Source organism: Corynebacterium sp. MSK047, assembly GCF_030232285.1.
Classification (GTDB): Bacteria; Actinomycetota; Actinomycetes; order Mycobacteriales; family Mycobacteriaceae; genus Corynebacterium; species Corynebacterium jeikeium_D.
The window spans coordinates 45,884-70,104 of record NZ_JASPJI010000012.1; the positions used below are offsets into that span (position 1 = coordinate 45,884).

General features: G+C 60.8%; 20 protein-coding genes, 2 tRNA genes and 1 pseudogene. 13 read left to right on the forward strand and 10 right to left on the reverse strand.

The genetic code is table 11. The features are described 5' to 3' along the window. Window positions 1-170: 170 nt before the first annotated feature. From QP981_RS06305 to QP981_RS06315, 3 genes are all read right to left on the reverse strand, one after another. Window positions 171-1,148, reverse strand: coding sequence for a ribose-phosphate diphosphokinase (locus QP981_RS06305; RefSeq protein WP_016423206.1), 978 nt, complete (start codon window positions 1,146-1,148; stop codon window positions 171-173). A gap of 7 nt (window positions 1,149-1,155) precedes the next feature. Next, window positions 1,156-2,646: a bifunctional UDP-N-acetylglucosamine diphosphorylase/glucosamine-1-phosphate N-acetyltransferase GlmU gene (gene glmU, locus QP981_RS06310; RefSeq protein WP_284857660.1), complete on the reverse strand. Its 1,491-nt coding sequence runs from the start codon at window positions 2,644-2,646 to the stop codon at window positions 1,156-1,158. A gap of 87 nt (window positions 2,647-2,733) precedes the next feature. After that, window positions 2,734-2,804: transfer RNA gene (locus QP981_RS06315), tRNA-Gln, on the reverse strand. Between the two features lie 110 nt (window positions 2,805-2,914). On the opposite strand from QP981_RS06315, the gene QP981_RS06320 reads away from it, so the two are divergent. The 5 genes from QP981_RS06320 (at window position 2,915) to eno (ending at window position 10,606) form a co-directional block, all read left to right on the forward strand. Beyond that, the gene (locus QP981_RS06320; RefSeq protein ID WP_141744756.1) at window positions 2,915-3,607 is read left to right on the forward strand and encodes a TetR/AcrR family transcriptional regulator; all 693 of its coding nucleotides are present in this window, start codon (window positions 2,915-2,917) and stop codon (window positions 3,605-3,607) included. A gap of 44 nt (window positions 3,608-3,651) precedes the next feature. Beyond that, entirely contained in the window at window positions 3,652-7,278 is a 3,627-nt protein-coding gene (gene mfd / locus QP981_RS06325) for a transcription-repair coupling factor (RefSeq protein WP_284857661.1), read from the forward strand. Between the two features lie 7 nt (window positions 7,279-7,285). Next, window positions 7,286-8,314 (forward strand): MazG nucleotide pyrophosphohydrolase domain-containing protein, encoded by a 1,029-nt coding sequence (locus QP981_RS06330; RefSeq protein ID WP_284857662.1) that lies wholly within the window; start codon window positions 7,286-7,288, stop codon window positions 8,312-8,314. Window positions 8,315-8,385: 71 nt separating this feature from the next. Then, window positions 8,386-9,246 carry a lytic transglycosylase domain-containing protein gene (locus QP981_RS06335; protein WP_284857663.1) on the forward strand — a complete coding sequence of 287 codons (861 nt, stop codon included), beginning with the start codon at window positions 8,386-8,388 and terminating at the stop codon, window positions 9,244-9,246. A gap of 85 nt (window positions 9,247-9,331) precedes the next feature. Beyond that, window positions 9,332-10,606 (forward strand): phosphopyruvate hydratase, encoded by a 1,275-nt coding sequence (gene eno, locus QP981_RS06340; RefSeq protein ID WP_048733955.1) that lies wholly within the window; start codon window positions 9,332-9,334, stop codon window positions 10,604-10,606. A gap of 110 nt (window positions 10,607-10,716) precedes the next feature. Here eno and QP981_RS06345 read toward each other — a convergent pair whose 3' ends face one another. Next, complete coding sequence (locus tag QP981_RS06345; protein ID WP_284857664.1) at window positions 10,717-11,895, reverse strand: IS256-like element ISCre1 family transposase; 1,179 nt, start codon at window positions 11,893-11,895, stop codon at window positions 10,717-10,719. A gap of 161 nt (window positions 11,896-12,056) precedes the next feature. On the opposite strand from QP981_RS06345, the pseudogene QP981_RS06350 reads away from it, so the two are divergent. Continuing rightward, window positions 12,057-13,127: pseudogene (locus QP981_RS06350) on the forward strand (IS110 family RNA-guided transposase); the annotation flags it as partial. A gap of 162 nt (window positions 13,128-13,289) precedes the next feature. On the opposite strand, the gene QP981_RS06355 reads toward QP981_RS06350, so the two are convergent. Both QP981_RS06355 and QP981_RS06360 read right to left on the reverse strand, forming a co-directional pair. Further along, window positions 13,290-14,141, reverse strand: a complete 852-nt coding sequence (locus QP981_RS06355) for a trypsin-like serine protease (RefSeq protein ID WP_049147424.1) — start codon at window positions 14,139-14,141, stop codon at window positions 13,290-13,292. Beyond that, a complete protein-coding gene (locus QP981_RS06360; protein WP_049147422.1) occupies window positions 14,122-14,961 on the reverse strand; it encodes an acetyltransferase domain-containing protein in 840 nt (279 codons plus the stop codon). The genes QP981_RS06355 and QP981_RS06360 overlap by 20 nt, the downstream gene beginning before the upstream one ends. Window positions 14,962-15,038: 77 nt before the next feature. Between QP981_RS06360 and QP981_RS06365 the strand changes: the two genes are divergently transcribed. Both QP981_RS06365 and QP981_RS06370 read left to right on the forward strand, forming a co-directional pair. Beyond that, window positions 15,039-15,713, forward strand: coding sequence for a response regulator transcription factor (locus QP981_RS06365; RefSeq protein WP_049147420.1), 675 nt, complete (start codon window positions 15,039-15,041; stop codon window positions 15,711-15,713). After that, the gene (locus QP981_RS06370) at window positions 15,710-16,741 is read left to right on the forward strand and encodes a sensor histidine kinase (protein WP_046095285.1); all 1,032 of its coding nucleotides are present in this window, start codon (window positions 15,710-15,712) and stop codon (window positions 16,739-16,741) included. The genes QP981_RS06365 and QP981_RS06370 overlap by 4 nt, the downstream gene beginning before the upstream one ends. Here the strand turns inward: QP981_RS06370 and aac(3)-XI are convergent. After that, window positions 16,738-17,184: an aminoglycoside N-acetyltransferase AAC(3)-XI gene (gene aac(3)-XI, locus QP981_RS06375; RefSeq protein WP_046095284.1), complete on the reverse strand. Its 447-nt coding sequence runs from the start codon at window positions 17,182-17,184 to the stop codon at window positions 16,738-16,740. The genes QP981_RS06370 and aac(3)-XI overlap by 4 nt on opposite strands. A 61-nt stretch (window positions 17,185-17,245) precedes the next feature. Then, entirely contained in the window at window positions 17,246-18,424 is a 1,179-nt protein-coding gene (locus tag QP981_RS06380) for an IS256-like element ISCre1 family transposase (protein ID WP_284857664.1), read from the reverse strand. A gap of 216 nt (window positions 18,425-18,640) precedes the next feature. Here QP981_RS06380 and QP981_RS06385 point away from each other — a divergent pair, with 216 nt between their 5' ends. From QP981_RS06385 to QP981_RS06400, 4 genes are all read left to right on the forward strand, one after another. Further along, a complete protein-coding gene (locus QP981_RS06385; RefSeq protein WP_048733957.1) occupies window positions 18,641-19,177 on the forward strand; it encodes an FtsB family cell division protein in 537 nt (178 codons plus the stop codon). A gap of 139 nt (window positions 19,178-19,316) precedes the next feature. Continuing rightward, on the forward strand, window positions 19,317-19,853 hold the full coding sequence (locus QP981_RS06390; RefSeq protein WP_049182367.1) for a DUF501 domain-containing protein: 537 nt from the start codon (window positions 19,317-19,319) through the stop codon (window positions 19,851-19,853). Beyond that, entirely contained in the window at window positions 19,854-20,843 is a 990-nt protein-coding gene (locus QP981_RS06395) for a Ppx/GppA phosphatase family protein (protein WP_284857665.1), read from the forward strand. It begins immediately after the preceding gene. 12 nt (window positions 20,844-20,855) lie between these two features. Continuing rightward, window positions 20,856-20,932, forward strand: a tRNA-Leu gene (locus QP981_RS06400). A 62-nt stretch (window positions 20,933-20,994) separates the two neighbouring features. Here the strand turns inward: QP981_RS06400 and QP981_RS06405 are convergent. Then, complete coding sequence (locus QP981_RS06405; RefSeq protein WP_048733962.1) at window positions 20,995-22,578, reverse strand: succinic semialdehyde dehydrogenase; 1,584 nt, start codon at window positions 22,576-22,578, stop codon at window positions 20,995-20,997. A 71-nt stretch (window positions 22,579-22,649) separates the two neighbouring features. Next, window positions 22,650-22,982 carry a hypothetical protein gene (locus tag QP981_RS06410; protein WP_048733964.1) on the reverse strand — a complete coding sequence of 111 codons (333 nt, stop codon included), beginning with the start codon at window positions 22,980-22,982 and terminating at the stop codon, window positions 22,650-22,652. Between the two features lie 235 nt (window positions 22,983-23,217). Here QP981_RS06410 and QP981_RS06415 point away from each other — a divergent pair, with 235 nt between their 5' ends. Further along, window positions 23,218-24,045 (forward strand): Bax inhibitor-1/YccA family protein, encoded by an 828-nt coding sequence (locus QP981_RS06415; RefSeq protein WP_048733966.1) that lies wholly within the window; start codon window positions 23,218-23,220, stop codon window positions 24,043-24,045. Window positions 24,046-24,221 lie beyond the last annotated feature (176 nt).

The following is a 24,221-nucleotide window of genomic DNA, read 5'->3' on the forward strand; positions in this document are numbered from 1 at the left end:
TTGGGCTGCGAGCGTCGCGTCGATAACGGCAACCACCTACTGTGGCCGCCCTCGCCGAGACTTACCGGAGAAATTGTAGTGGACTAACAGGTCAAACAGCAAACCCCGCCACCACCAGCAAAACTAGGTTGCTGGTCGCGGCGGGGTGCCCGTCGGCAAGCGGAAAGAACTTATGCCTGACCCTCGAAGAGGGTGGTGACGGAACCGTTTTCGAAGATCTCGTGGATCGTCTTAGCCAGCAGTGGTGCGATTGGCAGGACGGTCAGGTTGTCCCAGCCCTCGGTGGACTGCGGCAAGGTATCGGTGGTGATGACCTCGCGGGCACCGCACTTCGACAGGCGCTCGCGAGCTGGGTCGGAGAAGACGCCGTGCGTGGTAGCGATGATGACATCCTCAGCGCCAGCCTCACGCAGCACCTTGACAGCGCCGGCGATGGTGCCGCCGGTGTCAATCATGTCGTCGATGAGCAGACAGGTCTTACCGGAGACCTCGCCGACCACGCGGTTGGCGACAACCTGGTTTGCGACATCGACGGAACGGGTCTTGTGAATGAAGGCCAGCGGGGCGTCGCCCAGGGTGTTGGCCCACTTCTCGGAAACCTTCACACGGCCGGCGTCAGGGGAGACCACGACCAGGTTGTCCAGGGAGTAGTTCTTCTTGATGTACTCCGACAGAATCGGCATGGCGTGCATGTGATCGACCGGGCCGTCGAAGAAGCCCTGAATCTGGTCGGTGTGGAGATCCACGGAGACGATGCGGTCAGCGCCTGCGGTCTTGAGCAGATCAGCGACCAGGCGAGCGGAAATCGGCTCACGGCCACGGTGCTTCTTGTCCTGGCGGGCGTATGGGAAGAACGGCAGGATAGCGGTGATGCGCTTGGCCGAACCGCGCTTGAGCGCGTCAATCATAATCAGCTGCTCGATGAGCCACTTGTTCAGCGGTGCCGGGTGCGCCTGCAGTACGAAGGCATCGGAACCGCGGACGGATTCCTCGTAGCGCACGAAGATTTCACCGTTGGCAAAATCACGAGCGGTCATCGGAGTCAGCTCTGTGCCGAGCTCCTTGGCAACTGCCTCGCCCAATTCCGGGTGTGCCCTTCCGGAGAAGAGCATGAGGTTCTTTTGGTTATCGATCCACTGGCCGGTCATCTGCCGTCTAGCCTTCCTGGTCTTCCTTGTTGTTGTCAGCGTTGTCAGCTACCTGCGCCGCCTGCGCTGCCTCAGCAGCAGCGGTACCTGGACGCTTCCGCTCGACCCATCCCTCGATGTTGCGCTGACGGCCACCACTGACCGCCAATGCTCCCGGAGGAACGTCGTCCTTAATAACAGTACCTGCACCTGAGTACGCACCATCACCCACGGTCACCGGAGCGATGAACATGGTGTCGGAGCCGGTGCGAACATGCGAGCCGATAACAGTGCGGTGCTTGTTGACGCCGTCGTAGTTCACGAACACGCTGGAGGCACCAATGTTGGAGTGCTCGCCAATCTCCGCATCGCCGACGTAGGTCAGGTGCGGAACCTTCGAACCGTTTCCGATCTGCGCGTTCTTCGCCTCTACGAAGCCGCCGAGCTTCGCGCCGACACCGAGTTTGGTGTTTGGGCGAATGTAGGTGAACGGTCCGACCGTCGCATCCTCGCCGATCTCCGAATCGGAACCGTGTGTACGTACGACGCTGGCGCGCTTGCCGACGACCATGTTGGTCAGTGTCGTGTCCGGTCCCACGGCGGCCCCGTCGCCAATCACGGTCTTGCCGTGCAGCTGCGTGCCCGGCAGAATCGTGACGTCGCGGCCGACTTCCACCTCAACGTCAATCCACGTGGTGTCCGGGTCGACGATAGTGGCGCCCCCGCGCATAGCTGCCTCGCAGGTGCGACGGTTGAGTTCGCGGCCAAGGGTAGCCAGCTGGACGCGGTCATTGACACCGGCGACGACGGTGGCATCGGCGAGGCGGTGGCCTCGCACTGAGCGGTCGGCCTCACGGGCGATGCCGATGACATCGGTGAGGTAGAGCTCGCCCTGGGCATTGTTGGTGTCCAGCTGCTTGAGAGCGTTTGCCAGGGTCTCGGCATCAAATGCGTAGACACCGGAGTTGACCTCGGTGATCTCGCGTTCCTCGTCGGAGGCGTCCTTTTCCTCCACGATGCGCAGAACTTCGCCGTCGGCGTTGCGAACGATGCGGCCGTAGCCGTGCGGGTTGTCAGCAGTGGAGGTCAGCACAGTCACAGCAGCGCGTGGCTTGCGGTTGTGCTCTTCGAGCAGTGCCTGGAGCGCTTCGGAATCCAGCAGCGGAACATCGGAAGTGGTCACCAGGATGGTGCCATCGAAGTTCTGCAGCTCGGGGTGCTCCAGCGCGCACTGAACAGCGTGGCCGGTACCGTTTTGCTCGTCCTGGTGGGCAATGACGACACCGCCGGAGTGCTCGGTGTCCAAGACCCAAGCTCCAATCGCGTCAATTACCTTTTCGCGCTGGTGGCCAACGACAACAGCAATCTCATCCGGATTAATGCCCTTGGCGGCATAGAGCGCGTGCTCCAACATGGTACGACCGCCGATAGCGTGCAGCATTTTCGGCGTATCGGATTTCATTCGGGTGCCTTGACCCGCGGCGAGAATGACCACAGCGGTGGCCGAACCGTTTGACATGAAACTTGCTACTCCTCGGTCAGGGTGCATCACGGTCACGGCGGGGCGAAAAGTCACTTCTTAATTAAGGGGCCGGCCCCCCGCTTGCTCTCCCACCAGGACTCGAACCTAGAATGCCGGTACCAAAAACCGGAGTGTTGCCATTACACCATGGGAGAATGGGGCAAACGCGAAAAATTGCATGGCTGATTCGACGCTGATTCGACTCAGCCAACTCGCTTGCGCCTGCGATATACGATAGCAAGACTTTAGCCACTAATCTAAAAGCATGGCCTCCAATTCTCCGAGACGACGTATGACCGGTCCACAGCGCAAAGCTCAGCTGACAGAAGTCAGCCGTGGAATCTTTGCCGCCAAGGGGCTTGATGCCGCCTCAATGGAGGAGATCGCTGCCGCAGCCGGGGTCTCAAAGCCGGTTGTCTACGAGCATTTCGGCACCAAAGAGCGGCTCTACCAGGCAGTTGTCGACCAGGAGATGAAGACCCTGGAGGCCACGATTAGGGAAGCGTTGTCCCTGGGGCGCTCGCGTTACCGCATCGAACAGGCGGTGTTGGCACTGCTGACTTATGTGGAGGAAAACCCGGAGGGATTCTCCATTATTTCTCGCGACCCCGGCGTGGCGGGTGGCTATGAGACGCTGCTGAATAATGCCACTGAGTCGGTTACGCCTATCCTCGCCGAGGCTTTCAAACGCGCCGGCTTCGACCCGGCCATGTCGGTGCTCTACGGAAACTGCATGGTCGGTATGGTTTCGCAGACCGCTCGCTGGTGGATGGAGAAGCGCAGTCCGGATAAGGAGACGGTGGCGGCGCACATCGTGAACCTGTGTTGGAACGGGCTGGCCGGCATGGAGGGTTCTCCGACTCTGCATGGTTCCGCTGATGTGCCAGCGGCCGCTGAGGGCGCGAAGTTTGGAGCAGGTGCTGCAGCGGACCCGATGCAGGTGGCGGAGAACGGCTAACCAGCACGCAGGGTGGATCCGGGGTGCATGGTTATATTGGGGCTATGCCAACTTCTGCGTCTTCCTCGGCGAAAGCCACACCCAGCATTCTGCCGAACCCGCTGTCGGGGCTGGAAAGCCTCGTTGTCACGGATCCTCAATTTGTCGGCGTGCTCGGGCGCATCGGCGAAGACGAGCTGGCGCTCACGGGTGCGGACGCGGTGCGTTCGCACCTTATTTACGCCATGTCTACGAAGGTGCCGGTGCTGGTCGTCACGGCTACCGGCCGTGAGGCGGAGGACCTGACCGCCGAGGTCAAGTCGATGATTGGCGACCGTGTAGCTATGTTCCCCTCGTGGGAGACGCTCCCGCATGAGAAGCTTTCGCCAGCGGTGGATACCGTGGCGCAGCGTCGTAAGGCGCTTTACGACGTTCGCCGGGGCAAAGTCGACGTTCTGATTGCGGCGGTGCGCTCGTTGGTGCAGCCGATTGTGGACGACCTCGAGGCTGAAGCCAGCGCCCCCATTCACGTCCAACTGGACCGGGACTGCGAGAACCTGGTTGAGCGGCTGGTGCATCACGGCTATTCGCATGTGGACATGGTCGGCAGGCGTGGCCAGTTTGCCGTGCGTGGCGGCATCGTCGATGTTTTCCCTGCGACCGAAGAGCTGCCGGTACGTATCGAGCTCTGGGGTGACGAGGTCACCGACCTGCGCGCTTTTTCCGTCGCTGACCAGCGCACGATCTCTGAGGTAGAGGTCGACCAGCTGGATATCTTCCCGTGTCGTGCACTGCTTATCGACGACGATGTGAAGGCCGCCGCGGAGAAACTCGCCACCACGCGCTCTGGCCAGGTCCAAGAAATGCTCACCCGCATCGGCGATGGCCAGTGGGTGGAGGGCATGGAATCGCTGATCCCACTGATTAGTCAGCATCCGATGAAGATGCTCACTGAGGTCATGCCGGAGAAAACGCATGTGCTCATGTGCGGGCCGGAGCGCATTCGCTCCCGCGCACAGGACCTTATCAGTGCAGGCGAGGAGTTTATGGCCGCAGCGTGGGAAACTGCTGCGATGGGCGGCTCGGCGCCAATCGCCACCGATGGGTTGGAGCCCAGCGCGTACCGCAGCTTGGCCTCTATCCCGATGCCCACTTCGTGGCATATTTCCCCGCCCGGCATGTTGGAGGCGGGAGTCACCGAAGATGATGTGCTGCCACTGACCTTTGAGCCTGGGCCCGCGCCACGCGGCGACTTAAAGGAAATTGGTCACCTGATGAAGCAGCTGCGCGATGCCACGGTCGCGGGGGAGCGAGTGGCGTACGTGGCGGCGACGCCCGCGGGGGCGCGTCGGCAAGCGGAAAAGTTTAGGGAAGCCGGAATTGCGACGCGCATGGCGGCGGGCCCGGAGTATCCCGAGTCCGGAAGAATTACGGTCTACCAGGGTGTTTTGCACGGTGGCCTGGTGTTCCCGCGAATCCCCGGTGGCGCGCTGACTCTAATTACCGAGCAGGACATCACAGGTAACCGCATCGCGGAAGGCGCGCTTGGTGGGCGCCGCAAGCCGGCGAAGCGCCGTGGTCGCGTGGATCCGCTGGCGCTGAAGGCCGGTGACTATGTCGTACACGACACGCATGGCATCGGTCGGTTTGTGAAGCTCACTGAGCGCACCATCGGCACGGGCGAGGATCAGGCTCGCCGCGAGTACGTGGTGCTCGAGTACGCACCGAGCAAGCGCGGAGGCCCCTCGGACCAGCTCTACGTGCCGATGGAGAGCCTGGATCTGCTGTCGCGCTATGTCGGCGGCGAAAAGCCCGCGCTGTCGAAGATGGGTGGCTCGGACTGGAAGTCCACCAAGCGCAAGGCCCGTGGTGCTGTCCGCGAGATTGCGGAAGAGCTGGTCAAGCTCTACGCCGAGCGCCAAGCCGCGCCGGGCCACGCGTTCGCGCCGGATACGCCATGGCAGCAGGAGATGGAGGATAACTTCCCCTTCACAGAGACTGAGGACCAGCTTCAGGCCATCGACGAAATCAAGTCCGACATGGAAAAGCCGGTGCCGATGGATCGCGTGCTCATCGGCGATGTCGGCTACGGCAAGACCGAGGTGGCACTGCGTGCTGCCTTCAAGGCAGTTCAAGATGGCCGTCAGGTGGCAGTGTTGGTGCCGACCACGCTTCTGGCGCAGCAGCATTTGACCACTTTCACTCAGCGTATGGAGGGCTTCCCGGTCACCATCCGTGGACTGTCCCGCTTCACCTCGCCGAAGGACTCCAGGGAGGTCCTCGAAGGGTTGAAGAACGGGACGGTCGACATTGTTATCGGCACGCATCGTCTCCTGCAGACCGGCGTGCAGTGGAAAGAACTCGGCCTGGTCATCGTTGACGAGGAGCAGCGTTTCGGCGTCGAACACAAGGAACACATCAAGGCGCTACGGCACCACGTCGACGTGCTCACCATGTCCGCAACACCAATTCCGCGCACGCTCGAAATGTCGATTGCCGGCATCCGCGAGATGAGTCAGATTCTCACCCCGCCGCAGGACCGCCACCCGGTGCTGACATACGTCGGCGCGCAGTCCGACAAGCAGGTCGCCGCTGCTATCAGGCGAGAGCTGCTTCGCGACGGACAGGTGTTCTACCTGCATAATAAGGTGGAAACCATTGACAAGGTCGCCCAGAATATCCGCAATTTGGTGCCCGAGGCCCGCGTGGTAGTGGCCCACGGTCAGATGGGGGAGGAGCAGCTGGAGCGCACGGTCGATGGCTTCTGGCAGCGCGAGTACGACGTGCTGGTGTGTACCACCATCGTGGAGACCGGCCTGGATATTGCCAACGCCAATACGTTGATTGTGGAAAACGCCCACCATATGGGTCTTTCCCAGCTGCACCAGCTGCGTGGTCGTGTGGGCCGTTCCCGTGAGCGCGCCTATGCCTACTTCCTCTACCCGGAAAATCAGACGCTGACGGAGACTTCCTACGACCGTCTGTCCACGATCGCGCAGAACAATGACTTGGGTGCCGGTATGGCTGTGGCCATGAAGGACCTGGAAATGCGCGGTGCCGGAAATATCCTCGGTGCGGAGCAGTCCGGTCACATTGCCGGTGTCGGCTTCGATATGTACGTCCGACTGGTTGGCGAGGCCGTGGCCGCGCTGAAGGCAGTGGCCGATGGTGAAACTCCGGATGCTTCCGATAACGAACCGAAGGAAGTGCGGATCGATTTGCCGGTCGATGCGAATATTCCGGCCGAATATGTGTCGTCGGAACGCCTACGTCTAGAGGCGTACCGCAAATTTGCTGCCGCCAGTGCGCTGGACGATATCGACGTAGTGCTCGAAGAGCTTGTTGACCGTTACGGAACCCCACCCATTGAGGTGGAGAGACTGGCGGTTATTTCACGACTTCGAATTATTTGCCGGGAATTCGGCGTGCATGAAGTTCAAGCCATGGGTGCGCACATTAGAATAACCCCTATGGAGCTTGCTGACTCCAAGCAGGTGCGTCTCAAGCGCCTGTATCCACAGGCGACCTATCGTGCGGCAACGCGCACGGTTTCCGTCGGAATGCCGAAGGAAGGGCGAGGGTTGCGGGCAAAACCTGTCCGCGATATTGCATTGGTGCAGTGGGTAGCAGACTTCTTGACATCGATGGCGGGAATTCCACGTATGGATATCTCGCACATGGGAAAGGACTAGAAACCGTATGACTATCATCAAGCTCGATAGCCGCTTTCCAACTGCGATTCCGCTGGAAGCCGCTAGCCTGCTGACCGGTGAAGTCAGCTACACCGAAGAAGTCCCGATCCGTGTGCGCTGGGCAATCGCCGACGCCGGTGGGCACTCGGTGTCCCAGGCGGAGATTCTGGTCACCACCGATATGGAAAACGACGAGGTACTCGATCGCCTCGATGCGGGCGAGAAGGTCTACTCGGTCGAGCTGGATGATGCACCGGACCCAGCAGCTCCGGCAGCTCAGGTTGCGGCGGCTCCCCAGCAGGACTCGGTGCAAGAACCTGAGCCAGAACCGGTTGCAGAGCCTGTTGCAGAACCGCTGACTCCGCAGGAACAGCTTGCCGCAGCTCGTCTGCCCCACGTCGTCGAGGCCGTGGACATCATGGCGGCCGCACGGCGCACGGGGCAGTGGGAAGCTCGCCAGACGCACAAGAGCCTGCTGCCGTATCTCATTGAAGAGACCTACGAGTTTGTCGACGCAGTCGACGAGGGCGGTGACATTCGTAGCGAGCTGTCAGATCTGCTGCTGCAGATCCTCTTCCACGCTGAAATCGCGGAGGACTTCGACTTCGACGATGTGGCGACCGACTTTATTTTAAAAATGCGCGCTCGTCAGCCGTACCTCTTCGACGGCACTGTGGCCGAGGGAGAGATGGTGTCGGAGGAAGAACAGGAGCGACTGTGGGCTTACGGCCGCGGACGTCCGCGCTCGAACCCAGCTACGCAGTTGCCAGCTCTGACTTTGGCTGAGGAGGCCATCCGCCGCGCACGTGCGCTGGGACTTTCCGATGCAGACATTCCTGTGGAGATTCTGGTTCCGACCCCGGGGCTGGAGACTGAGTCCGGTGCGGAAGAGCGGACCCGACAGGCTTCACGCGCATTCCTGGCTGAGCTGGCTCAGATGGAGAATCAGCAGGCCGGCAGAGCTGAGCAGTGGGCAGCGGGCAGCGAAGATAACGAAGAGGCTGAGGACCTCGGCCCGTCGGAAAGCGACAGCTAGTTTCCAGCAAAAGTGATTTCTGTCCTCGAGTTTGAGTGATTTTTACGGTTTACCCCGTAGAGTAATTCCCCATGCCTTCTAATTCTCCCTTTGATGAATACGCGCACCCCGCACCCCGCGGGGCGAAGTCGCGTGGCCGCAGTAAGGGGAAAAAGAAGTCCTCGAGAGGCTGTGGCTGCCTCGGTCTAACCTCCCTGGCGGTGCTGATTATCATTGGCACGGTTGGGGCGTTGGCGATGTTCACTGGCCCCGTTATCCCGTCGTTGACCAAGAAGCCGATTCCGGAAAATGTGCCGCCTGCTGCGGCTGAGCCACCGCCGATGATTGATGTCAACGCGCCCGGGCGCACCTCGGAGCAGCTCCGACAGTGGGCGCAGCAGATTTCCCCGAAGACTGGTATTTCTGAGGACGCTCTCCGCGCCTACGGCAACGCATATGTGATTGCAGCCGAACAGTTCCCGAACTGCCACCTGGAGTGGAACACGCTTGCGGGACTGGGCAAAGTGGAGACTAATCACGGCACGTACTCGGGCAATTGGCTCAAGCCGGCGCATATCGGTGCCGATGGGGTAGTGCGCCCGACGATTATCGGTCCGCCGTTGGACGGCACGAGCGGGTTTGCTGAGGTTCTTGATACTGACAACGGCGAACTCGACGGTGACACAGAGTATGACCGCGCTGTGGGGCCGATGCAGTTTATTCCTGAGACCTGGCATCGCTTTGCGATGGATGCCTCTGGTGATGGTGTCGCCGACCCCAACAACATCGACGACGCAACTGCGACCACGGCACGGATGCTCTGCAGTGGGGAACGCGACCTCGCCACCCCGGAAGGGTGGGCATCTGCAATTCGCTCGTATAACCAGTCTGAGCAGTATCTTCGCGATGTTCGGGATGCTGCGGCGAACTATGCGCTGAATCAGCCCGCATAGGGTGAAAAGGATTTAAGGCGAAGGTTGGCAAACCGTGCCACAATTGGAGTCATGTGCCGGAACGGTTCCGGCGGAAAGGTGACCTATGGCTGCAATCATCGAGTTGAACGCACGCGAAATTCTGGACTCCCGTGGTAACCCGACCGTTGAGGTTGAGGTGCTGTTGGAAGACGGCGCTGTGGGCCGCGCTGCGGTTCCGTCCGGTGCCTCCACCGGCGTTCATGAGGCACACGAGCTCCGCGATGGCGGAGACCGTTACCTGGGCAAGGGGGTCGAGAAGGCTGTCCGCGCTGTGCTCGAGGAGATTGAGGACGCAATTATTGGCCTCGAGGCTGAGGACCAGCGTCTGGTTGACAAGACCATGATTGAGCTGGACGGCACCGACAACAAGTCCCGCCTGGGTGCTAACGCAATCCTGGGTGTTTCCATGGCTGTTGCCAAGGCTGCTGCTGAGTCCGCTGGCCTGGATCTGTTCCGCTACGTCGGCGGCCCGAACGGTCACGTTCTGCCGGTTCCGATGATGAACATCCTCAACGGTGGCGCACACGCTGACTCCGGCGTTGACGTCCAGGAGTTCATGATTGCTCCGATTGGCGCCCCGACCTTCAAGGAAGCACTGCGCGTCGGTGCTGAGGTCTACCACGCACTCAAGAAGGTCATTAAGGACAAGGGCCTGTCCACTGGCCTCGGTGATGAGGGCGGCTTCGCTCCGTCGGTTGACTCCACCAAGGCTGCTCTTGACCTGATTGTTGAGGCAATTGAGGCTGCAGGCTACAAGCTGGGCGACGATGTCGCTCTGGCTCTCGACGTTGCTTCTTCCGAGTTCTTCAAGGACGGCAAGTACCACTTCGAGGGCGGCGAGCACACCGCTGAGGAGATGGCAGCTGTCTACGCTGACCTGGTTGAGAACTACGCCATCGTCTCCATCGAGGATCCGCTGCAGGAGGATGACTGGGAGGGCTACACCACCCTGACTGCTCAGCTTGGTGACAAGGTCCAGATCGTCGGCGACGACTTCTTCGTCACCAACCCGAAGCGTCTGGCAGAGGGCATTGAGAAGAAGGCCGCTAACGCTCTGCTGGTCAAGGTCAACCAGATCGGTACCCTGTCCGAGACCTTCGAGGCCGTCGCAATGGCTCACAACGCCGGCTACAAGTCCATGATGTCCCACCGCTCCGGTGAGACTGAGGACACCACCATCGCTGACCTGGCCGTCGGCCTGAACTGTGGCCAGATCAAGACCGGTGCTCCGGCTCGCTCCGAGCGCGTTGCTAAGTACAACCAGCTGCTGCGCATCGAAGAGTACCTCGGCGATGCCGCAGTCTACGCTGGCCGCAGCGCTTTCCCGCGCTTCAAGTAAAGAGCTGAGGCGCTGCGAAAGCTGCGTCTAGCACTGCCCGTCCGCACCACGCACGTGGTTGTGGGGGGTTAAGCGACAAAATGTGTGTCTGCTATCGGCGTGTCGCGGGGTTAGATGTGGCCTTTTTGGATGCCGATTGAGTGTGTGTACTCGGTATCGATACCGTTGTCGTAGAGGGCTGGTTGTCCTGTTTCATAGTCGGCTTGGTTCTCGTTTCGGGTCAGGGTTGTAACTTTGGCGAGTTGGTTCTGGCCCCAGTTGGACTGTCTGGCGATTTCTATTGGATCGCCAGGCAGTTCCGTTTTCAGATACAGCCACCAATCCAGCATTTTGCGTTGGTGCTCACCGCGTCTGCCGCGATGAGTTCTTGCAAGGAGCTTCAGCTGGGCGTTGATGCCGCCTTCAAGACTGTTGGTGGTGGATTTGATCCGGTGCGGCTCGAGCACACCTTTCGGGGGCTTGAGGTAGACAAACAGCAGGTCATTGCGCCACAGGTGGTTGAGACTGTTGTAGGCCTTGCGCACGTTGACATGGGTCCACACGAGTGTGTCTTTTGCTGTTTTCGGGTCTTTGACCTGTGTCTTTTCGTTGAGCCAATCCTTGTAGAGCGTGTGAAACTCTTGCAGTTGTGCACCCCATTGTGCAGCCTCGTCCAGGGTGGTGATGCGGGTGAGTTTCAGCGGGAGTCGGTAGATGGTGCGGCCAGCATCAGTGCGTGGTCGTGAGGTGGTGTAGCGGCGTACTCTGCGTTGGGCGTGCACGAGGCAGCGTTGGATTTTGGTGTTTGGCCAGCACGTTTTAATTGCGCTTGTGGCTCCTCGGCCACCGTCGATCACAGCGATCAACGGTGCTTCGATGCGCTCGAGCAGGCGCTTGTAGTCGTGTGTGGTTTCTTGTTTGCACCAGTGCCAGGCGATGACGTGGTCGAGCGTTGCCGCCACGATCAGACAGCCACCTGCGGTGTAGGTGCCGTCGATGAAGATCTGGTCGTAGACCCTGCCTGTATGGCCGATGGTCGGGTCAGGCACGTCAACCAGCCAAAAGGCATCGAATTTGCGCTGCAGCGTACGTGTCGAGCAGCTCATGTTGCCGGCGATCGCCGCAAGACTGGTCCCGGCGGTCAGGTGCTGGATGAACGCACGAAATAGGGCTGCGTTGGTGATATCGCTGCGCTGCTTGGTCAGTGAAGCACCGCAGATTTTGCACCGCCACCGGGTCGTCCCGTTGCTGGTGGTGCCGTTTCGTTTCATATCGCCGCCACAATGGCAGCGTGGTCGGTTCTTTGGCATTGGGCAACCGAACCACCGCTCCGTAGCACACCATGGCAGCCACACCGGGGATTTTCGCAAGAGAGGGCCAATATATGCTTTTGGAGCATATATTTTCCGCAAACGCGGAGTTCAGAGCATGAAAATCAACGATTCCGGACACACATTTTGTCGCTTAACCCTTTCTCGCCGATGACGCTTCGGTTCTTGTCATTGTCGATCAACCCAACAACATCGGCCGGTTAACCGTCGCAGTCGCCCAAGACATGGGGGCCGACGTTCGCTATCTACCGGGGCTTGCGATGCGGCAGCTCTCTCGCATCCACGTCGGCAACTCCAAGACCGATGTGCGCGACGCCTACGTCATCGCCCATGCCGGTCTTAAACTTCCGGATGCCTTGCGCAGCGTCGACCGCGTTGAGGAAGTCTTTATCCAGCTGAAAGTGCTCAACGGTATTGACGAAGATCTCGCCCGGGCCTACACACGCCTGATTAACCAGATGCGATCCGCGCTCGTGGGAACCTATCCTGCATTCGAACATGTTCTGCGCGGACAGGTGATTCATCGCAAGTGGATCCTCCACCTACTTGCGAAATACGGTGGCCCCACCAAGATTCGACGCGTCGGTAGAGCACGTCTGGCAGCCTTTGCGCGCAGTCACAGGGCGCGCAATCCTGAGCCTGTCATCGATGCCATGCTTGCTGCCATCCACGGGCAGACCGTGTCCATTGCCGGGGCAGAATACGCCGAACTTGGCGTAGCAATGTCCGCCAAAGATGCATTGGCCAAACTCGAGCATCGTAAAGAAATCGAGGCACAGGTACTCAAGCTCATCCAGGACATTCCTCACACCGAGATTCTTTTATCCATGCCCGGCATCGGTCCGCGTAGCGCCGCGCAGATCCTCATGACCGTTGGCGATATGTCCGACTTCCCCGATGCAGCGCACCTAGCGTCCTATGCAGGCCTATCACCGCGGACGAATCAGTCGGGAACGTCCATCATGTCGAATTCGCCCAACCGGGCTGGCAACAAAAAATTAAAGAACGCCCTATGGCAATCGTCTTTTGCATCGATCAGATTCCACGAGCGTTCCCGACAATTCTATGAACGAAAACGCAAAGAAGGCAAAAGACACAACGCCGCAGTTGTCGCACTCGCACGCCGACGCCTAAACGTTCTCTTCGCCATGATGCGTAGCGGCGAGCTCTACCGAGACATCTCCACAGTCCAAGAGGTCACAGCAGCTTAGAACCAACAGCTCCCATCCAAGCCGATTGAGCAGCAAGCCCAATCGGCTCCTCGAGATGCCCGAAAACAACATTCACACGGCGAAGCAGAAGCCCTTCATACCCCCAACAACCTCACCCACGGAGTTGACAACCTATATAGGAACACCCCCTCAACACAAAGCCTAGTTGGAGCGGCGGCGCAGCAGCACCAGGAACCCAGCAACGACGAGGGCCAAAACGCCCAGGCCGATCGCGACGTTGCGCCAGGAAGCCGATGGCTCAGCCTCAGCTTCCGGAGAAGCGTCCGCGGAAGAATCCGCACCCTCACCACCGACGACGCCTCGGATCCACTCGGCCTGCTCGGCAACCGGCGCCACCGCGACGGCGGCATTAGAGGTCATTTCCTCCTCCGTCGGGTTGTCCGGGTCCTCGAAGAGTCCAGCCGACATGATGCCGGCGACCTTGCCGTCGGCGAAGATAGCGCCGCCGGAGTCGCCCGGCTGGATACGGGCGCCGTTCTTGAGGGCGACCTCGAGGGCGGTTGGGGCGTCGAAAAGGGCGAGCGGGGAATCGCCGCGGACCTCGGCCTCGGCGGAGGGCAGCTCGGTGGAGCCTCCCGAGCCGTCGGAGGACCAGCCGTAGATGTTCACAGCGCCGGCGGGGACCTCGTCTGCAACCTCGGCGAACGTATCTAGCTGCATTTCCTCTTCGGTGTGGAGCAGGGCGATGTCGCCGCGCGGGGCAACCTCGTGGCGGTCCACCTTGTAGACGCGCTGGTCGTCTCCCTGGCCGGTGCGCACCGAGCCGCCCGGCTTGGCGGCGGCCTCGACGCAGTGGCGGGCGGTGATGACCCAGTGGGGGTCGATGGCGGTGCCGGTGCAGACGCCGTCGTCGGGATCGGAGTCGTCGACACGCACGGAGACCACGGGCTTGGCTTCGTCGACGTCGCCGGCGAAGGTGGTGCTTTCCATCGCCCATGCGGGCTGGGCGACGAGGGCGCCTGCGACGGCGAGGCTAGCTGCGAGCTTTTTCACGATTGTTCTCCTTCACTACCGCGGTGATGCGGCGAATTACAGTTTCAAGCGGCCCGCGCTGAAATATCGCGAGCCATACGTAAGCGATCACGATGGCGCCGCCCACGGTCACCCAAACGTTGAGCCACTCGGCGGTGAGCACGTGGATGCAGTACAGAGTCAGCGGCATCCGGCCCAGCGGGGCGAGCCATCCGAGCCAGCGTTGCGCCAGGCAGCACAGGGCGCAGATGCTTATCGACGCCCCCACGCTGCCCACAACGTCCATGAGTCCTCCGGTGTGGCCGGTGGCGTCGAGAAGCGGTGGCAACGGTGTGGTCCAGCGCAGCGCCACATCCAGGGCGAACAGCGCCCCGCCGACCACGAGGCCGGGCCACAACGGCATGTAGCGTTTGAACAGGATGCCGGCGATCATGAGCGTGGCCCACATCATGGGCGGGTACGGCCAGGACGACGGCGCGAGCACCGCCGAGCCAAAAGTGAGGGCGCACGCGAGCCACAGCAACAGTGGTGTGTCCCAGCGTGGCGCCCAGGCGAGCAGCGCCATGCAGACCCCGATGGTGCCGAGCACCACCACGATCGACCCCGAAAATGGGGCGAGCGCGAAGTGCAGGGCGATCAGAAGGATGCCGCGCACGATGAACTCGGCGGGCTGGGCGCGCATGTACCCCATTGAGACACCGGCGATGAAGGCGAACAGTGCGGCCGGGAAGCCGAACAGCACCTGTGCAGTGATGCCCTCTTGGACGGTGAGGTGCGCGACCATCATGGCGACGAGTGCCACCGCGCGGGCGGCGTCGATTCCTACGTTTCGGGTCTGCATGGCTGTGGAAGTTACGCAGCCAGATGTTGCGGTGACGTTAACGTGGGCGCAACACCCCCGCCGATACGATCGGGCTCATGACAATTCGGGTACTTGTGATCGACGACGAAGCCTATCTCGCCGACGCCATCGCCACCGCACTCAACAACGCAAACATGCAGGCTAGTGCCGTGTATGACGGCTTGGAGGCGCGTTCGCGTATCGACGACACCCGCCCCGACGTCGTCGTGCTCGACCGGGACCTGCCGGGGTTGCATGGTGATGAGGTGTGCAGGTGGGTCGTCGATACGCATCCCGCGACCCGGGTGATCATGCTGACCGCGTCCGGCTCCCTGGACGACAGGCTGGAAGGCTTCGGGCTCGGCGCCGACGATTATCTGCCCAAACCGTTCGAGGTGCCGGAGTTAATCGCGCGGGTTAATGCGTTGGCGAAGCGCAACGCCCCGGCGCGCGGCGAGGTGTATCGCTGCGGGGATGTGCGCCTAGACACCTTTCGGCGCGAGGTCACCCGTGGTGGCGAGACGGTGCCACTGAGCCCGAAGGAGTTCGCTGTGCTCGAGGTACTCATGGAGGCCGACGGCGGGGTGATCTCTGCCGAGGACCTGCTCGCGGAGGCGTGGGACGAAAACGCGGACCCGTTCACCAACTCCCCGCGCGTGACGGTGTCGCACCTGCGCAAGAAGCTAGGCGAACCGCGCATCGTGCACACCGTGGCCGGCGCCGGCTACTACGTGGCGGAGGAGGAACGATGAGGCTGAGTTTGCGGGCCCGCATTACGGTGATGTTCGTGGCCACGGTGCTTGGGATGGGGTTGGCTCTGATCGGGCTGGTGTATGCCTACCTGAAGCTCACCCCGGTGCCGGTAACGGCCACCTTCCCCACGGTGGAGGACGGTGTCATCATCGACGGTGCCGTGCCGATCACCAGCGAGATCCTGCGCCGCGTCCTCCTCGCCTCCCTGTCGGTACTTGCCCTGTTGACCCTGCTTGCGGGTGTGATCGGCTGGTTCGTGGCAGGCCTGGTGATCAAACCTCTTCGCGACATTGCCGACGACGCCGCCTCCGTCACCCGCGGCGACCTCTCAGCCCGCATCACCCACCATGGTCCCGACGACGAGGTCGGCGAACTCGCAGACGCGCTCAACGTCATGCTCGACGAATTGGCGGGCGCAGTGGAGCGCCAGCGCCGGTTCGCCTCCAACGCCTCCCATGAGTTGAAGACTCCGATCGCAACCATCCAGACCATGGCAGACGTGGCCCTGACCGGCGACGACGGCGGGCTGCGTCCCACGCTAACCCGCGTGCGCGAGGTCAACGCCCGCAGCGCCGACACCGTCGCCGCCCTACTCCAGCTGGCCAACGTGGACGTGCGCGACCGGCAGCGCCTCGACCTGGCAGAACTGTGCCGCGAGGTGTGCGCCGACCGCAACGTCCCCGCCGACGCCGTGCCCGTGACCGTGGACGCCTCCCCCACCCTGACCCGCCAGGCGGTGGACAACCTGGTGCGCAACGCACTCACCCACGGCAACAACCCCGCGCTCACCCTGCGCAAGGTGGGCAACTTCGCTGAGGTCACCGTGGAATCCGGCGGCGAGACCTACTCCGCGGCCGAGGTTGCAACCTGGACCGAACCATTCGCGCGCGCCGAACGCACCGCAGGTGCCGGCCACGGGCTCGGGCTGGCACTCGTCGATGCGATCGCGAACGCCCATGGCGGATCCCTGGTGCTTGCGCCGCGGGCCGGTGGTGGGCTCGTCGCAAAGCTATCGCTTCCGGCCTAAAGCTCCCGGATGTAGAGCAGCATGCGGGAGCCTTGCTCGATGTTGGTCAGGCCGTGGCGTTCGTAAAAGCGGCGCGCATCGGTGTCTACCTCGTCGACGTTGATTTGTAATTCGCCGGCGCTGTGCTTGCGGATCTCCTCGAAGACCCGCTGCAGCAGCGCCGTGCCGACCCCGCGATTGCGGTGGGCAGGTGCGACGTAGAGCTCGTCGAGCATCGCCACCGGCCCGTCGTAATACGGGCTCGGGCGCAGGGTGACGTAGGCGAAACCAATATCGCCGGCGAGGAGAACGAAGGCGTCGTCGTGTGCGATGATCTGCGCAAACCGCTCCTCAAGGCCTTCGGGAACCGGGGTATCAAACTCTGTGTTGAAATCGCGCAATAGCTTTGCGACGACCCCCGCGTCCGCTACCTCCGCGACCCTGATCTCGTTGGTTGTAGTCATATGCGCACACCTTAACGGGTTAAGCGACAAAATGTGTGTCTGCTATCGGCGTGTCGCGGGGTTAGATGTGGCCTTTTTGGATGCCGATTGAGTGTGTGTACTCGGTATCGATACCGTTGTCGTAGAGGGCTGGTTGTCCTGTTTCATAGTCGGCTTGGTTCTCGTTTCGGGTCAGGGTTGTAACTTTGGCGAGTTGGTTCTGGCCCCAGTTGGACTGTCTGGCGATTTCTATTGGATCGCCAGGCAGTTCCGTTTTCAGATACAGCCACCAATCCAGCATTTTGCGTTGGTGCTCACCGCGTCTGCCGCGATGAGTTCTTGCAAGGAGCTTCAGCTGGGCGTTGATGCCGCCTTCAAGACTGTTGGTGGTGGATTTGATCCGGTGCGGCTCGAGCACACCTTTCGGGGGCTTGAGGTAGACAAACAGCAGGTCATTGCGCCACAGGTGGTTGAGACTGTTGTAGGCCTTGCGCACGTTGACATGGGTCCACACGAGTGTGTCTTTTGCTGTTTTCGGGTCTTTGACCTGTGTCTTTTCGTTGAGCCAATCCTTGTAGAGCGTGTGAAACTCTTGCAGTTGTGCACCCCATTGTGCAGCCTCGTCCAGGGTGGTGATGCGGGTGAGTTTCAGCGGGAGTCGGTAGATGGTGCGGCCAGCATCAGTGCGTGGTCGTGAGGTGGTGTAGCGGCGTACTCTGCGTTGGGCGTGCACGAGGCAGCGTTGGATTTTGGTGTTTGGCCAGCACGTTTTAATTGCGCTTGTGGCTCCTCGGCCACCGTCGATCACAGCGATCAACGGTGCTTCGATGCGCTCGAGCAGGCGCTTGTAGTCGTGTGTGGTTTCTTGTTTGCACCAGTGCCAGGCGATGACGTGGTCGAGCGTTGCCGCCACGATCAGACAGCCACCTGCGGTGTAGGTGCCGTCGATGAAGATCTGGTCGTAGACCCTGCCTGTATGGCCGATGGTCGGGTCAGGCACGTCAACCAGCCAAAAGGCATCGAATTTGCGCTGCAGCGTACGTGTCGAGCAGCTCATGTTGCCGGCGATCGCCGCAAGACTGGTCCCGGCGGTCAGGTGCTGGATGAACGCACGAAATAGGGCTGCGTTGGTGATATCGCTGCGCTGCTTGGTCAGTGAAGCACCGCAGATTTTGCACCGCCACCGGGTCGTCCCGTTGCTGGTGGTGCCGTTTCGTTTCATATCGCCGCCACAATGGCAGCGTGGTCGGTTCTTTGGCATTGGGCAACCGAACCACCGCTCCGTAGCACACCATGGCAGCCACACCGGGGATTTTCGCAAGAGAGGGCCAATATATGCTTTTGGAGCATATATTTTCCGCAAACGCGGAGTTCAGAGCATGAAAATCAACGATTCCGGACACACATTTTGTCGCTTAACCCGTTGTGGGCGGGTTTTTGTTATTTCATCGGCTGGCGGTCGGGTAGAGTGTGGGGCATGAGTGCATCGGACCGATCTCGCCGCGGAACACAGTCGCGCCCTGCAGGGGCGGGGCAGCGTTCGGCAGCGGCAATCGCATCGGGAATGCGCTCGCTGAGCACGGCACAGAAGATCGGCATTGGTCTGCTGGTGCTTTTCTTAGTATCTGTTCTCGCAATTCCGCTGCGGACTTTTGCACAACAGCAGGCGGATGTAGCCGCAACGCAGGACAATATTGCTCGCATGGAACAGCGAATTAAGCAGTTAGAGGATGAAAAGGAGCTTTACTCCAACCCTGCCTATGTTAAGGAGCAGGCACGTCTGCGCCTGGGGCTGGTAGAGCCGGGGGAGACCCCATTCCGTATCCTCGATCCGGCCGTGGGCGAACAGCCTGTGACGCAGCCGGAGGAAATTCCGCAGCACCAGGCTAAGAAGTGGTACGAGACTCTGTGGGATTCCATTTCCATCCCGCCCGAACCCGAAGAGACTCGCCCTAATCCGGGGCGCGATCAGGCAACGAGGCCAGAGAGCTTGCCGACGGTACCGGAGTCCTAAACCTCCGTAGGGCTACCTGGGGCCTCTCGGCGAGGTTGCATGCGCGGCGGAGTGTGCCGTCGTAAAGCGAAACAACGCGCTTGTAAGGCGACTGTGAGATTATGTGTCAGTAAAAACGGAAGCAAAAGGAGTGTGACCGATGTCTGTGGATACCGCAGATTTGGAAGTGATAGCGGAGCAGCTCGGACGTGAACCGCGCGGTGTAGTGGACATCTCTTACCGCAGCCCCGACGGCACTCCTGGTGTGGTTAAGACGAAGCCGCGCTTGGACGATGGCACTCCGTTTCCCACGCTCTTTTACCTAACTGATCCGCGACTCACCGCCGAGGCCTCTCGGTTGGAGACGACCGGCGTGATGAAGGAAATGACCGCGCGTCTGGAAAGCGACGAAGAGCTCGCCGCCGATTACCAGCGTGCACACGAGGCGTTTCTGGCGGAGCGCAATGAGATGGAAGACCTGGGCACGGACTTCTCCGGTGGCGGCATGCCGACGCGCGTGAAGTGCCTACACGTTCTTATTGCCTACGCCCTGGCCAAGGGGCCGGATCACTTCCGACTGGGTACTGAGTCGGTGGCGCTGGCGGCGGAGAACGAGAAGCTGCGCGGCACCGCGATTCCCGCAGATTGGCCCACGATTGCCGAGCTCGGTATTGCGTATCCGGGGGTGGAGGGATAAATGACGACGCTCGCTGCCGTCGACTGCGGCACTAACTCGCTTCGCCTGCTCATCAGCCGGGTCGAGGTCATCGATGGAGTTCTCGAAATCACAGAACTGCACCGACTGATGGAAATCGTCCGCCTTGGCCAGGGCGTGGACGCCACTGGCATGCTGGCCCCAGAGGCGCTGGAGCGCGTGCGGGAGGCTCTGACGAAGTATGCGGAGCTTATGCAGGTCGAGAAAGTGCAAGCAGTCCGAATGGTGGCGACATCGGCGACGCGCGACGCAAGCAACCGCGACGATTTCTTCGCCATGACCCGCGAGATTCTCGCTCCGTGGGGTGCAGAGGCCGAGGTTATTTCCGGCGACGAGGAAGCCGCGCTGTCCTTCCGCGGGGCGGTAGATGACTTGGAGCCCGAGCTCGGTCCGTATTGCGTCATTGACGTCGGCGGTGGCTCCACCGAGGTTATTGTCGGTGACCACGATGGTACGGTAGCCGGTTCTGATTCCGTGGCTATGGGCAGTGTGCGCTTGACCGAACGGTTCCTGCAGGCCTCGCCACCGACGGCGGAACAGGTCCAGGAGGCGCGTTCGTATGTTGCGGAGCTGGCCGACGAGATTGTTGCGAAGGTGCCTGTCGACAAGGCTCGCACCATCGTCGGCTGCGCCGGGACCTTCACCACGCTGTCGGCGCTGGCACAGGGTCTAGAAACCTACGACCCGGAGGCAATCCACCTGTCGCAGCTGCGCTTTGCGGCGTTGCGTGCGCTGACCGCGTCCGTGATTGAGACCGACGCGGAGTCCCTCGCTGCCAATCCCGTGATGCATCCGAAGCGCGCGGATGTCTTCGCCGGCGGTTCCATCATTGTTGACGGTCTGATGGACATGTTTGAGGCGCTGCCGCTTTCCGAGGCAGCGAAGGAAGAGCAGCGCTTTTTCTACATCAGCGAGAAGGATATCCTCGACGGAATTGTGGCGAGTTTGGTAGACACCCATATTGCCCATTAATCTTTCTTAGGGGCCCCTATAGCCCAATTGGCAGAGGCAGAGGACTTAAAATCCTTTCAGTGTGGGTTCGAGTCCCACTGGGGGCACCAAAAGGCCAGGTCAGAGAGTTTTCTGACCTGGCCTTTTGCTATCTGTGTGCGCTACATGCGGATTACGGCAAGACGTTGAACTTCTTGCCGAGGACAAGTGCCGTGTTGAACACCTTCGAGTACAGCTCACGCGGCATCTGCGGCATCGATACCGGGGAAAGACGCTGCACGGTCACCGTCTGCTCATCGGTGTACTTCAGCAGGCCGCCCGCTGCTTGACGACGGCCCACACCCGAATCCTTGAAACCACCCATCGGGGCATCGACAGACGCGAAGGCCGCAGCAAAACCATCGTTGACATTGACAGTGCCGGCCTCAAGCTGTGGAGCCAGCTCCTTTGCGCGACGCGGGGAGGTCCACAGCGAAGCGTTGAGGCCATAACGGGAATCGTTGGACTTGGCGATAGCCTCGTGGACATCCGAGACGCGCTGGAGGACTACCACCGGTCCGAATACCTCTTCGGTCAGCAGGGCGACGCCCTCCGGGACGTCGGTAAGCACGGTCGGCTCGTAGAACAGCGGTCCCAGATCCGGGCGAGGACGACCACCGGTCAGCACGGTGGCGCCGGCCTCGATGGCCTCGTCGACCATGGACTTGACGATGTCGAACTGGCCCTGCGACTGCAGACAGCCCATCTCGGTTTCCCACTCGTAGCCAGCGCCGATGGACATTGCCTTCACGCGGTCGGTGAATGCCGGGACGAACTCGTCCCAGACGGAGTCCACGACATAAATTCGCTCAATGGATACACACAGGTGACCGGAGTTGGTGAAGCAGCCGATGCGTGCGCCCTCGACCGCGCGGTTGATGTTGGCATCTTCAGCGACAATCAGCGGGTTCTTGCCGCCGAGCTCCGCGGAGAAACTGATCAGGCGCTCGCCGCACTGCTGTGCCAGCGAGCGGCCGGTCTCGGAGGAGCCGGTGAACATCAGGAAGTCACACTGGCCGACAATGCCCTGGCCGACAACGCGACCGGGACCTGGAATGACCTGGAAGAGATCCTCCGGAAGGCCAGCGCGGTAGAGCAAATCGACAGCGAAGAGAGCGGTAAACGGAGTGGTGCTGTCCGGCTTGAGCACGATGGCGTTACCGGCCATCAGTGCAGCCAGCGCATCGGAAACCGCGAGGGTCAGTGGGTAGTTCCACGGAGCAATAACACCGACGACGCCCTTTGGGTGGTGGTAGACGGTGGTCTTGGAAAGTACCGGGACAGCGCCGTGTGCTCGCTTCGGCTCAAGCAGTTTCGGGCCCTGATTGCCGTAGTAGCGGGCGGTGATAGCTGTGTGTACGAGCTCCTCGTGGGCACTGGCGCGGTTTTTACCGGTCTCGGCCTGCAGCAGGTCCAGCACCTGGTCGCAGTGGGTAAAGAGCAGGTCGTGGAAGTGGTGCAGCACTTCGCCGCGCTTTTCCGGCGCCATGCGGGCCCACTTCTTCTGCGCGGCACGGGCACGCTTGAAGGCCTCGTCGACATCGGCCTGGGTACCGACAGGAATCTGCGCCAGCTCCTGGCCGGTAAATGGTGCCGAGATAGTGGCGGTCTTCGACTTATCAGCTACCGTGACGCGCTGAAGAAGGCGGGCAACGAGCTCGTCGTTAAGCGGATTGCGGATGGTAGTTCGGTTTGTCGTAGCAGTAGATGCTGTCATGGCACAGATACTACTGTTGCGCGGCGCCCCGAGATAGTAAATTTGGCAAAACTACAAAAACTTAGAAAACTTTAGTAAGTAGTCCAGCCCATCCGACGGTTGCGGTCCGGGTCGCGCGGGCCATCGTTGCCGAACTCGAACGGTTCGTGGCCGTCGACATCGCCGTAACGCATCTCCGGGTCATCATCCAGATCGTCGTCGACGTCGATGTCCGGCTTTTCCTCGGCCAACCGCTTGCCGAGAGTGTCATGCGGAGAAGCGCCCCGCCAGCGGTCCGGCGGATCCATTACATAATTCTCGCCATCACCGGTGAGGAAGTCGCCATCGAGTCCCTCTGAGCCATCGAGCGTGGTCTCGTCGAAATCACCAGTGGTATCCGGATCGTAGTCAAGGCCATCAGACATCTTGACCAACCTCCTGTTTCATAATCACTCATGTGGTGCCCACGCCTGGCGACTGTGAGTTTTTCCGCGATTACAAAATCACCGCCAGCAGGCGAGGAATTACCTTGATACTAACTGTTTTTCAGGGTTGGGAACAATACCTTTACATCGCCCGTTGTAGAAAGTGTAGGCAAACGTAAGCGCGTGTGCCTGAATACAAAACGTAAGAAAAACTGAGAAAAGAAAGAAGGACGACGTGCGCGAAAGCAGCAATCCTGCATTCAGTTCACTTACTAAGACCGTCGCCCGCGGACAGGCGGGCGCACATCACTACGGCCAAGGTCAGATGGGCGCTGGCTACGGGGATAACCCGTACCAGTCGCAGGTTGCCGCCGACTACCGTCCGATGACGGTCGACGATGTCGTTTCCAAGACCGGCATCACGCTGGCAACCATCATCGTTTTGGCTGCGGTCAATTTCTTCATTGCCGTCAGTGTCTCCACCAGCCTGGCCATGATTCTGACCATTGTCGGCGCCATCGGTGGTCTGATTACTGTTTTGGTTTCCACCTTCGGCAAGAAGTACGGCTCCGCGCCGGTTACCCTCACCTACGCGGCCTTCGAGGGCCTCTTCGTCGGTGGCATCAGCTTCATGTTCACCGCTCCAATTCAGGGCGTTGCCGCTGGTGCGCTGATTATGCAGGCAGTGCTGGCCACCCTGGGTGTCTTCATCGGTATGCTCTTCGTCTACAAGTCGGGCGCTATCCGCGTGACCCCGAAGTTCACCCGTTTTATGAGTGCGGCTCTGATCGGTGTGCTGGTCCTCATGCTGGGCAACCTGGTGCTCTCCCTGTTCGGCCTGGGCTTCCCGCTGCGTGACGGCGGCATGCTGTCGATCATCTTCTCGCTGGTCTGCATCGGCCTGGCAGCCTTCAGCTTCCTGATTGACTTCGATCAGGCTGATCGCCTGGTTCGCGCTGGCGCTCCGGCTCAGTACGCCTGGGGTGTCGCCCTCGGCCTGGCTGTGACCCTGGTCTGGCTCTACACCGAGATTCTGCGTCTGCTGTCCTACTTCAGGGACTAAACGCTAGAAAACTAACTAACGCACAAGCGCCGGTTAGCCCGTTATTACGGGTGGCCGGCGCTTTGTTGTTGGAAGTCGACATATTGACCGATCAGGCTGTTCAGTGTGACGTCGTAAAGCGCGTTATTGAAGCGGGAGAGGGCACAAAAAATGGACCGATAGGCCATATGGGCTTC

Coding starts and splice junctions, on each gene's coding strand:
- QP981_RS06305 (WP_016423206.1), bottom strand. CDS start 1,148: ATGACCGGCCAGTGGATCGATAACCAAAAGAACCTCATGCTCTTCTCC.
- glmU (WP_284857660.1), bottom strand. CDS start 2,646: ATGTCAAACGGTTCGGCCACCGCTGTGGTCATTCTCGCCGCGGGTCAA.
- QP981_RS06320 (WP_141744756.1), top strand. CDS start 2,915: ATGGCCTCCAATTCTCCGAGACGACGTATGACCGGTCCACAGCGCAAA.
- mfd (WP_284857661.1), top strand. CDS start 3,652: ATGCCAACTTCTGCGTCTTCCTCGGCGAAAGCCACACCCAGCATTCTG.
- QP981_RS06330 (WP_284857662.1), top strand. CDS start 7,286: ATGACTATCATCAAGCTCGATAGCCGCTTTCCAACTGCGATTCCGCTG.
- QP981_RS06335 (WP_284857663.1), top strand. CDS start 8,386: ATGCCTTCTAATTCTCCCTTTGATGAATACGCGCACCCCGCACCCCGC.
- eno (WP_048733955.1), top strand. CDS start 9,332: ATGGCTGCAATCATCGAGTTGAACGCACGCGAAATTCTGGACTCCCGT.
- QP981_RS06345 (WP_284857664.1), bottom strand. CDS start 11,895: ATGCCAAAGAACCGACCACGCTGCCATTGTGGCGGCGATATGAAACGA.
- QP981_RS06360 (WP_049147422.1), bottom strand. CDS start 14,961: ATGCAGACCCGAAACGTAGGAATCGACGCCGCCCGCGCGGTGGCACTC.
- QP981_RS06365 (WP_049147420.1), top strand. CDS start 15,039: ATGACAATTCGGGTACTTGTGATCGACGACGAAGCCTATCTCGCCGAC.
- QP981_RS06370 (WP_046095285.1), top strand. CDS start 15,710: ATGAGGCTGAGTTTGCGGGCCCGCATTACGGTGATGTTCGTGGCCACG.
- QP981_RS06380 (WP_284857664.1), bottom strand. CDS start 18,424: ATGCCAAAGAACCGACCACGCTGCCATTGTGGCGGCGATATGAAACGA.
- QP981_RS06385 (WP_048733957.1), top strand. CDS start 18,641: ATGAGTGCATCGGACCGATCTCGCCGCGGAACACAGTCGCGCCCTGCA.
- QP981_RS06390 (WP_049182367.1), top strand. CDS start 19,317: ATGTCTGTGGATACCGCAGATTTGGAAGTGATAGCGGAGCAGCTCGGA.
- QP981_RS06395 (WP_284857665.1), top strand. CDS start 19,854: ATGACGACGCTCGCTGCCGTCGACTGCGGCACTAACTCGCTTCGCCTG.
- QP981_RS06405 (WP_048733962.1), bottom strand. CDS start 22,578: ATGACAGCATCTACTGCTACGACAAACCGAACTACCATCCGCAATCCG.
- QP981_RS06410 (WP_048733964.1), bottom strand. CDS start 22,982: ATGTCTGATGGCCTTGACTACGATCCGGATACCACTGGTGATTTCGAC.